This window comes from Arthrobacter sp. UNC362MFTsu5.1, from assembly GCF_000685965.1.
In the GTDB taxonomy this organism is placed as follows: Bacteria; Actinomycetota; Actinomycetes; order Actinomycetales; family Micrococcaceae; genus Arthrobacter.
The window spans coordinates 89173-100518 of sequence record NZ_JMLE01000017.1 but is presented as its reverse complement, the minus strand read 5'-3'; the positions used below and the strand labels follow the sequence as shown (position 1 = coordinate 100518).

The 11346-nt window shown below is 65.3% G+C and carries 10 protein-coding genes and 1 pseudogene; 6 read left to right on the top strand and 5 right to left on the bottom strand.

Annotated features, from left to right (window positions below):
- From BS38_RS0116190 to BS38_RS0116180, 3 genes and pseudogenes are all read left to right on the top strand, one after another.
- Positions 1-377: pseudogene (locus tag BS38_RS0116190) on the top strand (lipoyl synthase); the annotation flags it as partial.
- Between the two features lie 89 nt (positions 378-466).
- A complete protein-coding gene (locus BS38_RS0116185; protein ID WP_028271761.1) occupies positions 467-1231 on the top strand; it encodes a DUF4191 domain-containing protein in 765 nt (254 codons plus the stop codon).
- A 139-nt stretch (positions 1232-1370) separates the two neighbouring features.
- The gene (locus BS38_RS0116180) at positions 1371-1733 is read left to right on the top strand and encodes a DUF3817 domain-containing protein (RefSeq protein WP_028271760.1); all 363 of its coding nucleotides are present in this window, start codon (positions 1371-1373) and stop codon (positions 1731-1733) included.
- Between the two features lie 10 nt (positions 1734-1743).
- Here the strand turns inward: BS38_RS0116180 and BS38_RS0116175 are convergent, their stop codons facing one another.
- A complete protein-coding gene (locus tag BS38_RS0116175; RefSeq protein ID WP_028271759.1) occupies positions 1744-2181 on the bottom strand; it encodes an RDD family protein in 438 nt (145 codons plus the stop codon).
- Positions 2182-2454: 273 nt separating this feature from the next.
- Here BS38_RS0116175 and glnA (BS38_RS0116170) point away from each other — a divergent pair, with 273 nt between their 5' ends.
- Together glnA (BS38_RS0116170) and BS38_RS0116165 are read left to right on the top strand one after the other, a co-directional pair.
- Positions 2455-3879: a type I glutamate--ammonia ligase gene (glnA, locus tag BS38_RS0116170; RefSeq protein ID WP_011691460.1), complete on the top strand. Its 1425-nt coding sequence runs from the start codon at positions 2455-2457 to the stop codon at positions 3877-3879.
- 237 nt (positions 3880-4116) lie between these two features.
- On the top strand, positions 4117-5706 hold the full coding sequence (locus tag BS38_RS0116165; protein WP_028271758.1) for an S-layer homology domain-containing protein: 1590 nt from the start codon (positions 4117-4119) through the stop codon (positions 5704-5706).
- A gap of 41 nt (positions 5707-5747) precedes the next feature.
- On the opposite strand, the gene BS38_RS0116160 is transcribed toward BS38_RS0116165, so the two are convergent.
- Positions 5748-6263, bottom strand: a complete 516-nt coding sequence (locus BS38_RS0116160; protein ID WP_028271757.1) for a GNAT family N-acetyltransferase — start codon at positions 6261-6263, stop codon at positions 5748-5750.
- Here BS38_RS0116160 and BS38_RS27150 point away from each other — a divergent pair.
- Positions 6262-6405, top strand: a complete 144-nt coding sequence (locus tag BS38_RS27150; protein WP_156037149.1) for a hypothetical protein — start codon at positions 6262-6264, stop codon at positions 6403-6405. The two genes, BS38_RS0116160 and BS38_RS27150, sit on opposite strands and share 2 nt — an antisense overlap.
- Before the next feature lie 2 nt (positions 6406-6407).
- Here BS38_RS27150 and BS38_RS0116150 read toward each other — a convergent pair whose 3' ends face one another.
- The 3 genes from BS38_RS0116150 to glnA (BS38_RS0116140) all read right to left on the bottom strand — a co-directional run bounded on the left by BS38_RS0116150 (position 6408) and on the right by glnA (BS38_RS0116140) (position 11262).
- The gene (locus tag BS38_RS0116150) at positions 6408-6827 is read right to left on the bottom strand and encodes a VOC family protein (protein ID WP_028271756.1); all 420 of its coding nucleotides are present in this window, start codon (positions 6825-6827) and stop codon (positions 6408-6410) included.
- 73 nt (positions 6828-6900) lie between these two features.
- Positions 6901-9912 (bottom strand): bifunctional [glutamine synthetase] adenylyltransferase/[glutamine synthetase]-adenylyl-L-tyrosine phosphorylase, encoded by a 3012-nt coding sequence (locus tag BS38_RS0116145; protein ID WP_028271755.1) that lies wholly within the window; start codon positions 9910-9912, stop codon positions 6901-6903.
- Between the two features lie 9 nt (positions 9913-9921).
- Positions 9922-11262: a type I glutamate--ammonia ligase gene (glnA, locus tag BS38_RS0116140; protein ID WP_011691452.1), complete on the bottom strand. Its 1341-nt coding sequence runs from the start codon at positions 11260-11262 to the stop codon at positions 9922-9924.
- Positions 11263-11346 lie beyond the last annotated feature (84 nt).

Sequence of the window (11346 nt, the reverse complement as noted above, 5' to 3'; positions counted from 1 at the left end):
GCATGGTCACCAAGTCCAACCTGATCCTGGGCATGGGCGAGACCCGCGAGGAAATCTCCGAGGCCCTGCGGGACCTGCACGAGGCCGGCTGCGACCTGATCACCATCACCCAGTACCTGCGCCCGTCCGAACGCCACCTGCCGGTGGACCGCTGGGTCAAGCCGCAGGAATTCGTGGACCTCGCCACCGAGGCCGAGGAGATCGGCTTCCTCGGCGTCATGTCCGGCCCGCTGGTCCGCTCCTCCTACCGTGCCGGCCGGCTCTGGGCCACCGCGATGCGCAAGAAGGGCTGGGAGATCCCGGCCGAACTCGCGCACATCGAAAGCTCCGGCAGCACCCGCCAGGAAGCCAGCTCCCTCATCGCGGCACACCACTAGGACCTTTCGTAACATTTACGCCTGAGGGCCGGCACCGGAGCAATCCGGCGTCCGGCCCTCAGGCATAAATCACGTAGAATTAAGGCACTATGGCGAATTCCCCTGATTCCAGCAAACCGACTCCGGCAGCCTCCGACGCTCCGAAGCGTGGCCTCTTCTCTCGCAAGCCGAAGGAAGCCAAGGTCAAGAAGCCCAGCAGGCTGAAGCAGATCAACGAAGTCTTCCAGATGACGCGCCGCCACGACCCCATGGTGGTCTGGATGATGCTGCTTGCTTTCCTGGGCGTCGTCGCCGTCAGCTTCCTGGTGGGCTTCCTCCTGGAAAACTGGATCACGGGCCTGATTATCGGCATCCCCCTCGGCCTGCTGGCCGCAACCCTCATCCTTTCGCGCCGCGCTGAGCGGGCCGCGTTTGCCCAGATTGAGAACCAGCCCGGAGCCTCGGGCGCGGCACTGGGTACCCTGAAGCGCGGCTGGATCACTGAGGACCAGCCGGTTGCGGTCAACCCGCGGACCCAGGACGCCGTCTTCCGCGCCATCGGCCGTCCCGGCGTCGTACTCGTCAGCGAAGGCCCCACCCACCGGGTCCGGCCCCTCGTCGACGCCGAACGCAAGCGCCTCGCCCGCATCCTGCCCAACGTAACCGTCCACGTGATCGAGACCGGCCGCGGCGAAGGCCAGACCCCCCTCAGCCAGGTCGCCAAGAAGATGAACAAGCTGGACAAGGAACTCACCAAGCTCGAAGTGAGCGCGGTGTCGAAGCGGATTTCCTCGCTCGGAAACCGCCTCCCCATCCCCAAGGGAATCGATCCTTACAAGGCTCGGCCGGACCGCAAAGCAGCCCGCGGCCGCTAGCAGCCTTGGCAACGCCCCGGAACCGGTCATCAGCCGGCGCCGGGGCGTTCGTTTTGAGCCGGTCAGCCGTACTCACGGCTTTGTCAGCCCCGCACCCCCGTAGCAAAACCGCACTGCCCCCCAGAGAAACCGGAGTACCGTGAAACTGCCCTCGAAATCCACCGTTATCCGGCTCTTCCGGGTCCTCGCCGTGGCCGAAGCCTTCAGCTGGGCGGCCCTCCTGACCGGAATGTACTTCAAATGGATTGCCCGGACCTCCGAGCTTGGCGTGGAGATTGCAGGACCGATTCACGGCGCACTGTTCATCGCCTATGGAGTGGCGGCGCTTGCCCTGTGGCGCCTGCAGCGGTGGCCGTTCCTGGTGGCGTTCCTCGCCGGTTTCTCAGCGGTGTTGCCGTTCGCCACCGTCCTCTTCGAACGGTGGGCGGGCAAGCGCGGCTACCTGACGCCGACGGGCAGCAGGCCGGCAGAGCAGCGCGATAACGTCACCGCAGGCGTCTAAGCCGGACCGGCTACCTACGGACGAGGACGGTGTTCATCGCCTTGTCGTGCAGGCCGCGGTGATCCGGATCAAAGATGACCGCCGGAATCACGAGGCACAGCAAGATGGTGCGGACCAGCGCCGCGAGCGGTCCGGCCGGAGCGCCGCCCAGGCGGACTACGTGGATGCCAAGGAGCCGGTGGCCGATGCTGTAGCCGAGGGTGCCGATCAGGAGGATCTGCTCTATGGCGAACACGGCAAGCGTGCCCCACGGATCCCCGCCGAACGCGTAGTTGCTGATCAGCAGCGCGAGTCCCCAGTCGATGCAGATGGCAAGGATCCGGCGTCCGGCCCGGGCGATCGAGCCGGGGCCTGCCTCGGGCCGGCCGAGGCGCTCCCCCGGGTACTTGGAAATGCCGGACGTATCCGGCCCGCTGAGCCAGGAACCTATATCTTTACGATCAACCACGGATCAAGCCTATCCGTTGCACGGGTCCCGCAGTTAAGTTCACAGTATGGATGCGGATGGACCACAGTGTGGACACCGTATAGCGTTTACATATCAGGCGGTTCTGTAACCTGCCGGAAACATAGCGGACACGGACGGGAAATCCCGTGTCCCTAGGGTGGTAACAGTTGCTAGCGAGCTGGGAGCGGGGACACTTTTGTGTTTTCGCGCCGTCGGATTGCGCTGGACCATATGGCTTTCCAGCCAGTTATTACTTATGCGTAAGGAGCATAGATGTTCAAGACTGCGGACGAAGTCCTCAAGTTCATCAAGGACGAAGATATTAAATTCGTCGATATCCGCTTCACCGACCTCCCTGGCGTGCAGCAGCACTTCAACGTGCCGGCCAAGAGCGTTGATGCAGACTTCTTCATCAACGGCCAACTGTTCGACGGTTCGTCCATCCGCGGTTTCCAGGGCATCGCCGAGTCCGACATGCAGCTCATCCCGGATGTCACCACGGCATTCCTGGACACGTTCCGCATGGAGAAGACGCTCGCGCTGAACTTCTCCATCGTGAACCCCCGCACCGGTGACCCTTACCACCGCGACCCCCGCGGCGTGGCCGAGAAGGCTGAGGCCTACCTCGCTTCCACCGGCATCGCCGACACCGCGTTCTTCGCTCCCGAGGCCGAGTTCTTCGTGTTCGACAACGTCCAGTACCAGTCCTCCCCGCAGGGCAGCTTCTACAAGATCGACTCCGAAGAAGCCCACTGGAACACCGGCCGCGAAGAAGAAGGCGGAAACCTGGGCTACAAGACCCCCGTCAAGGGCGGTTACTTCCCGGTCTCCCCCACCGACAAGCAGGCCGACCTGCGCGACGCCATGTGTGTTGCCCTGGACGAAGCCGGCCTTGAGGTCGAGCGCAGCCACCACGAAGTGGGCTCCGCCGGCCAGGCTGAAATCAACTACAAGTTCACCACGCTGACCCACGCGGCTGATGACCTGCAGAAGTTCAAGTACGTCATCAAGAACACCGCCGACGCCTGGGGCAAGTCGGTCACCTTTATGCCGAAGCCGGTCTTCGGTGACAACGGCTCGGGCATGCACTGCCACCAGTCGCTGTGGAACGGCGGCGAGCCGCTGTTCTACGACGAGAAGGGCTACGCAGGCCTCTCCGATATGGCCCGCTGGTACATCGGCGGCCTGCTGAAGCACTCCTCCGCCGTCCTCGCCTTCACCAACCCGACGGTCAACTCGTACCGCCGCCTGGTCAAGGGCTTCGAAGCTCCGGTCAACATGGTCTACTCGCAGGGCAACCGCTCCGCCGGTATCCGTATCCCGATCACGGGCTCCAACCCGAAGGCCAAGCGCATCGAGTTCCGCGCTCCGGACCCCTCCTCCAACCCGTACCTGGCGTTCGCTGCCCAGCTGATGGCCGGCATTGACGGCATCCGCAACCGCATCGAACCCCCGGCTCCCATCGACAAGGACCTCTATGAGCTCCCCGCTGAAGAAGCCAAGGACATCCCCAAGGCTCCGGGCACCCTCGAGGAAGCCCTGGACGCACTGGCCGAGGACAACGAGTTCCTCCAGGCCGGCGGCGTGTTCACCCAGGACCTGATCGACACCTGGATCGAGTACAAGTACGAGAACGAGATCCGCCCGCTGTCCCTGCGCCCGAACCCCTACGAGTTCGAGCTCTACTACGGCGTCTAGTCAGACCCCCGGCCTAACCATCGCTTAGTCCGCAGAAAGTCCGCATGTGCTGCTACGGCAGCACGTGCGGACTTTTTTGTGTCGAAAGACGAGTAACAGCAGCCCGCCGCGCGCGGAGGGCAACCAGTTTGCCAGTAGCGCCCACTCTACGAATGCCTGGACTCCTTCTATATGCTCCGGGGACGGTATAGGGATACGCGAGGTTTGGGGGACTCCATGAAGCGGGCCGGAGCATGCATGGCAATGGTGACGGCTTTCTTCCTCACCTTCAGCGCAAGCGGACCGGCGGGGTCCGCCGGTTTGGCTACGATGGTCGGGCTGGCCACCGAGGCGGGGGGCCCCATTCCAATCGGCGTGGCGTCGCCCGTGTACGGTTCCCCTCCGCAGGCGCTCACCACCGCGCGTGCTTTGCTGAGTTCGCTGACCGTCCGCCCGCCGGGCGGTCCTGCGTACCAGGAAACCGCATATGACTATCCGGCAATGGGAGACGATGGCTGCAACACCCGCGAGCATGTCCTGATCGCCAGTGCGGGGGGTCCAACGATGGCAGGACCCTGCACTGTGGCCACGGCACAATGGATCTCCCAGTGGGACCGCGTGGTCACGGGTGATCAGGCGTTGCTCGATGTGGCCCACACTGTGCCGCTGGAGGAAGCCTGGCTGTCCGGGGCGTGGGCCTGGACGCCGGAGCAGCGCCGGGACTTCGCGAACGACCTGGTTGGCAACATCTCGCTCTACGTCACCACCAAGGACACAAACGTTGAGCGGGGATCCGCCGACCCGGCCCGATGGTGGCCGCCGCACGACGGAGTCCACTGCAAATACGCAACCGAGTGGGTCTGGATCAAGGCCCGGTGGAATCTCAGCGTCGACGAGGCAGAGTACACGGCGCTAATGACCCAGCTCAACGAAGCGGAAACCAACATGTGCCGGGATAAACCCTCTAACGTCCCGCCGTTGGGGCTGACACCGGGTGTGGGACCGGCAGCCATCGTGGGACGCATTTTCGCCCCGTCCGGCACGCCTTACAGCCCGGTGAGCGTACAGGCGTATTCCGCTAACCACGCAATTGTCAAACAAACCCAGGTGCGGGTGGAGGGAACGTATGAATTGACCGGCCTCCCCGCGGGTACCTACACAGTGAAATTCCTGGGCGGCACCAGCGGCACCACAGACCAGTGGTACAGCGAATGGGGACCGGGCGGTTTCCCGAAGCCGATCACAGTAGCGGCCGGCGGGATCGCGAGCGGCGTCGATGTGGGGATGATCGTGGCACCTTCCTTCACGGACATCCGCGCCGACAACCAGTTCTACGGCGAGATAGCCTGGTTGTTCTCCACCGGTATCACGGAGGGATATCCGGACGGAACCTATAGGCCGCTGACTGGGATCAAGCGGGATGCCATGGCGGCCTTCCTCTACCGCCTGGCCGGGAATCCGGCGGTCCCTGCGGACGCACCGACTTTCCCGGATGTTCCCGCCGGAAGCCAGTTCTACGACGAGATCCGCTGGCTGGCATCGACCGGCATTACCCGCGGATTCCCCGACGGCGGATTCCACCCTGCAGACAACGTCAACCGCGATGCAATGGCCGCTTTCCTGTACCGCTTCGACGGCAGCCCTAACATCAGCCTTGCTCCCTCTGTATTCTCGGATGTCCCCGCCGGCAGCCAGTTTGCCGCGGAGATCTCGTGGCTCGCCGCCGAGCGGATCACCACAGGTTACCCGGATGGATCCTTCGGAGCCCACAGGGAGGTCAACCGTGATGCGATGGCAGCGTTCATGACCCGGTACGCCGCGAGTGTTGCGATCCCTTCGACACCCTGAACGTTCGGCGGCGCAACTCGTCGCAGTGCCGGCACGAAGGCTCAGAAGGACCGGTACATGGTCCGTTGCGGTCCGGCGTCGCCGCCGAGGTACTGTCCGCGGTCTTCAAATCCGGCTTTGCGGTAGGCGGCCTGGCCGGCCGGGTTGCGCTCGTTGACTGACAGTACGACGCCGGCCTCTCCGCCACCCAGCCTTACCGTCAGTTTCGCTGCTTCCCTGACCGCTGCTGCGGCCGCAAGGGTGCCGAGTCCCCTGCCCTGCCGGTTCCTGTCGATGAGGAAGCCGCGCAAGAGCCACACCGCCTGATCATCCTCCCAGCCCGCCAGTGTCGCCGCACCGCGCTGCAACGTGAATACGCCGACGGCTTCTCCGCCGGAGTCCACCACATAGGGAAAGCGTGAATCCTCCTCCAGCGCCACGAGCATCATGCGCAGCGGATCACCGGCGAAGTCGCGCTGGTCCTCCCCCAGTTCCAGTCCCGCGACCTCGCCCAGCTTGATGGCCCTGGCGTCGTCGTCGAGGTTCTTCAGGGCGATAAGCCAAACGGATTCAGACATGGATCGAGCCTACCCAGAACCCGCGACGCCGGCCGCCACCTTTCGGGTGACGGCCGGCGTCGTGCCTCTGGCCGGTGCCGCGGCGGTGACGGCCGGCGTCGTGCCTCTGGCCGGTGCCGCGGCCGCCGGCGGGGCGGGGTGAAGCTATGGCGTCTGGGCGTCAGCCGGCGGCCCGGCAGGGTCCATCCAGAAGACCTCCCAGAGGTGGCCGTCCGGGTCCTGGAAGCTGTGGTTGTACATAAACCCGTAGTCCTGGGCCTCCTGCGAAGGCGCACCTCCAGCAGTCATCGCCTTCCGGATCGTGTCGTCAACAGCTTCACGGCTGTCAACGGAAAATGCCACGATCGCTTCGGCGGTGCTGCCGGTATCCGCAATGCCCTTGGAAATGAACGTCTTGAAGTAGCCTTCCACCAGCAGCATGACGTAGGCGCCGTCATTGATGATCATGCAGGTGGCATTTTCGTCGGTGAAATCCGGGTTGAAGGAAAAGCCGAGCGCGGTGAAGAACTCGACCGACCTGTTCAGGTCCTTGACGGGGAGATTCAGAAAGAGTTGCGTGGCCATTGGCTCAAACTAGCATCCGGGCCGCCCTGTGTCAGCCCCCGCGATGACGTGCCACCGCCGAAAACCAGCCCGGTTACTGCCCGTAGAAAACCCTTTCGAAAACACCGCGGGCACGCCTGCTGAGCCTCAGGTAGTCCTCTTCCAGCGTGGCCGCGTTGCCTGGCGGGTAACCGCACCAGCGGGCGACTGCTTCCAGGTCCCTGCGGGAAGACGGCAGCAGGTCGGAGGCACGGCCGGTCCAGATCACGTTGGCGGACCTGATGCGGCTGGCCAGGTGCCAGGCCTTGAGGAGGAGTTCCGCCTCGTCCCGTTCCAGGAACCCGAGGGAAGCTGCGGCCTCCAGCGCCGGCACCGTGGACGCGGTCCGCAGTTCCGGGTGCTTGCCGGCGTGCTGCAGCTGCAGCAGCTGCACGAGCCATTCAACGTCGCTAAGCCCGCCGCGCCCCAGTTTGAGGTGCCGCGCGGGATCCGCGCCGCGGGGCAGCCGCTCCGCTTCCACCCTTGCTTTGACGCGGCGGATTTCGCGCACGTCCTTGTCCGACAGTTCCGCGGGATAGCGGATGGTGTCGATCAGCTCCACGAAGTCCGCTGCCAGGTCGTCATCCCCTGCGATGGGCAGGGCCCGCAGCAACGCCTGGGCTTCCCACACGAGCGACCACCGGCGGTAGTACTCTGCGTAGGAATCGAGGGAGCGGACCATGGCACCGCTCTTGCCTTCGGGCCGCAGGTCGGCGTCCACCATCAGTACGCGTTCGGCCAGGATGGCGGGCTTGAGCGGCTGGGTCAGAAGGTTCGAAATGTGTCCCACGATCTGCGCGGCCTGGTTCTGCGCTTCTTCCTCGGGAACGCCCGGCAGCCCGCGGTGCACGTACATGACATCCGCGTCGGAGCCATAACCGATTTCGCGGCCGCCCTGCCGGCCCATGGCCACCACCAGGACACGTGTCTTCAGGGGACCCGAGGCACCCACGATGCCTTCGGCGACCCGGAGGGCGCCCAGCACGGCTGCGCGGTCCGTGTCCGCGAGGGCGGCACCCACCTGGTCCTGGTCCAGCAGCCCGGCGCTGTCCGCAATGGCTACCCGCAGGATTTCCCTGCGCCGGATCAGGCGGATGAGCCGCATGGCGCTTTCCGGGTCCTCATGCCGCGACATCTTTGAGGTGATTTCGAGCCACTGGGCCTCGAATCCCAGCGGAGCCAACTCCTTGTCCGTCCCCAGCCAGGCCACCGATTCCGGAGACACCTCCAGGAGGTCGGCGATCAGGCGCGAGTTGGACAGGACATGGCAGAGCCGCTCGGCCGCCGCCGTCGAATCCCGCAGCATCCCCAGGTACCAGTGCGTTGTTCCCAGCGCCTCGCTGACGCGGCGGAAACCCAGCAGCCCGGCGTCGGGGTCCACGCCGTCGGCGAGCCATCCGAGCAGGATGGGCAGGAGCTGGCGCTGCAGCGCCGCACGCCGGCTGACCCCGGCCGTGAGCGCCTCGATATGCCTCATGGCGCCCCGGGGATCCTGGTAACCGAGGGCGGCAAGGCGGCCTTGTGCTGCCTCCGGCGTGAGCCGCGCTTCTTCGCTGCTCAGCTTGGCGGCGGTGTTCAGCAGGGGCCGGTAGAAAATGCGTTCATGCAGTTCCCTGACAGCGCGTTTGGTTTTCTGCCAGGCAGCCAGGAGCGCATCAGGGTGCGGGCGTTCCCGGGCGAAGGGGCCCAGCACGCCCTTCGCCAGCGCGCGCAGGGCGTCTTCCCTCACCGGCATCAGATGCGTGCGGCGCAGCTGGAAGAGCTGGATCCGGTGTTCCAGGAGCCGGAGGTACCGGTAGGCGTGGTCAAATTCGGCGGCATCCGTCCGGCCGATGTAGCCACCGGCCGAGAGCGCGGCGATGGCTGAAGTGGTGTCTCTGTGCCGGAGGGATTCATCGGCTTTGCCGTGCACCAGTTGCAGCAACTGAACCGTGAATTCGACGTCCCTCAGGCCGCCGCGGCCCAGCTTGATCTGGCGCTGTTCCTCATCCGCGGGAATGTTGTCCGTGACGCGCCGGCGCATGGCCTGCACGGATTCCACAAATCCTTCGCGGTTCGCCGAACCCCAGATCAGCGGAAGGACGGCGGCCTCGTACCGGGCGCCCAGCTCCGCGTCCCCGGCAATGGTCCGGGCCTTCAGGAGGGCCTGGAATTCCCAGCTTTCGGCCCAGCGGGCGTAATAGCTCTGATGCGACGCCAGCGTCCGCACCAACGGTCCCGATTTGCCCTCCGGCCGCAGGTTGGCGTCCACCTCCCAGAGGCCGGGCTCCCGGCCGATGGACATGATGGCCCGCGAGATCCCGGTGGCAAGGGCCGTCCCGATCGTGTTGGCGCGGGCATCATCCAGCTCGCCGGCGTCGATCACATAAATGACGTCGACGTCGGAAATGTAGTTGAGCTCGCGGGCACCGCACTTGCCCATGCCGATGACGGCGAGACCCACTTCGGCGACTTCGGATGCCGAGAACTGCTCGCCTGCCTCGGCCCGGGATACTGCCAGCGCCGCCTCGATGGCAGCACCGGCAAGATCCGCCAGTTCGGCACCGGCCGCGGGCATGAAGTCCAGCGGGTCGGCGGCACACAGGTCCTTCACCGCCAGGTCAACCACGCCTCTGCGGTACGCGGTGCGAAGGGCCACGTAGGCCTCCGGGCCGGAGAGCCCCGCCACCGGCCTGCGCGCCTTCGGGTCGGCCTGGACGGACCGCAGGAGACGCGCCCTGAGTTCCCCGGCATCCGCCGCCGCAGGCTCCGGGCTGGCCACCACGTCAAAGGCGTCAAGGTGCTCCGGATGGCGGATCAGGAATTCACCCAGCGCCTCCGAGGCACCCAGGACCCGGTACAGCGGCTCGCTGGTGTCGATGTCCGCAGCAGCAAGCTTCCGGAGATCGGGATGTTTTTCGATCAGGCGCACCAGCGACTGCAGGGCGGTGTCCGGGTTGGCGGCCAGGTGGAAGCCCGCGAACAAAGCCTCCTGGTCGATCCCTTCCAGTTCCCGGGCAGCAAGGAACCGCTCCCCCTTTTCCAGGTCACTGAAACCGGCGGAGATCAGGCGACGGGCGAGGCTCACCGCAGCCTCCTACAGAATGCCGAGGTTTCGCTGCAGCTCGTAGGGCGTCACCTGGAGGCGGTAGTCCTGCCATTCTGCGCGCTTGTTGCGCAGGAAGTACTCGAAGACCTGTTCCCCGAGGATCTGCGGCATAAGCTCGGAATCCTCCATGGCCCTGATGGCATCGTGCAGGCTCGCGGGGAGCGGATCGTGGCCCATGGCGCGGCGTTCGGCCGAGCTCAGCGACCAGATGTCGTCCTCGGCGGCAGCCGGAATCTCGTAGCCCTCTTCGATGCCCTTGAGGCCGGCGCCGAGCAGGACGGCGTATGCCAGGTAAGGGTTGGCCGCGGAGTCGATGCCCCGGTACTCGATGCGTGCGGACTGCCCCTTGCCGGGCTTGTACAGCGGAACTCGCACCAGGGCGGAACGGTTGTTGTGGCCCCAGCTCAGGTAGCTGGGGGCTTCGCCGCCGCCCCACAGGCGCTTGTAGGAGTTCACGAACTGGTTGGTCACGGCGGTGAACTCGGGCGCGTGCTTGAGGATGCCCGCAATGAACTGTTTGGCCGTCTTGGACAGCTGGAATTCCGCGCCGGCTTCGTAGAACGCGTTGGTGTCGCCTTCGAAGAGCGAGAAGTGGGTGTGCATGCCCGAGCCCGGGTGCGCCGTGAACGGCTTGGGCATGAAGGTGGCGTAGGTGCCCTGCTGCAGGGCCACTTCCTTGATGACGGTGCGGAAGGTCATGATGTTGTCCGCAGTCTGCAGGGCGTCCGCGTAGCGAAGGTCGATCTCGTTCTGACCGGGACCGGCCTCGTGGTGGCTGAACTCCACCGAGATGCCCACGGATTCCAGCATGGTGACCGCGGTGCGCCGGAAGTCCTGCGCAACGCCGCCGGGGACGTGGTCGAAGTAGCCGCCCTCGTCAACGGGGACGGGTGAACCGTCCGGGCCGGGCTCCTGCGACTTCAGCAGGTAGAACTCGATTTCGGGATGCGTGTAGCAGGTGAAGCCCATGTCGGCGGCCTTGGCCAGGGTGCGCTTCAGGACGTTGCGCGGGTCCGCTGCGGAGGGCTCGCCGTCGGGGGTCAGGATGTCGCAGTACATGCGCGAGGTCTGTTCGGTCTCACCGCGCCACGGCAGGATCTGGAACGTCGACGGGTCCGGCTGTGCCAGCATGTCCGATTCGAACACCCGGGCCAGGCCCTCGATCGCGGAGCCGTCGAAGCCAAGGCCCTCTTCGAAGGCGCCTTCAACTTCAGCGGGGGCAAGCGCAACAGACTTGAGTGAACCCACGACGTCCGTGAACCACAGACGCACAAACCGTACGTCGCGCTCTTCGATTGTCCGCAGGACAAACTCTTGCTGGCGGTCCATAATGGCCTCTTCTCCGGATCAACGTATTGATGCCCCGGGTCTGTATTCGCTAGAGCCGGCGGCAGCTCACGATTCACTTTACTA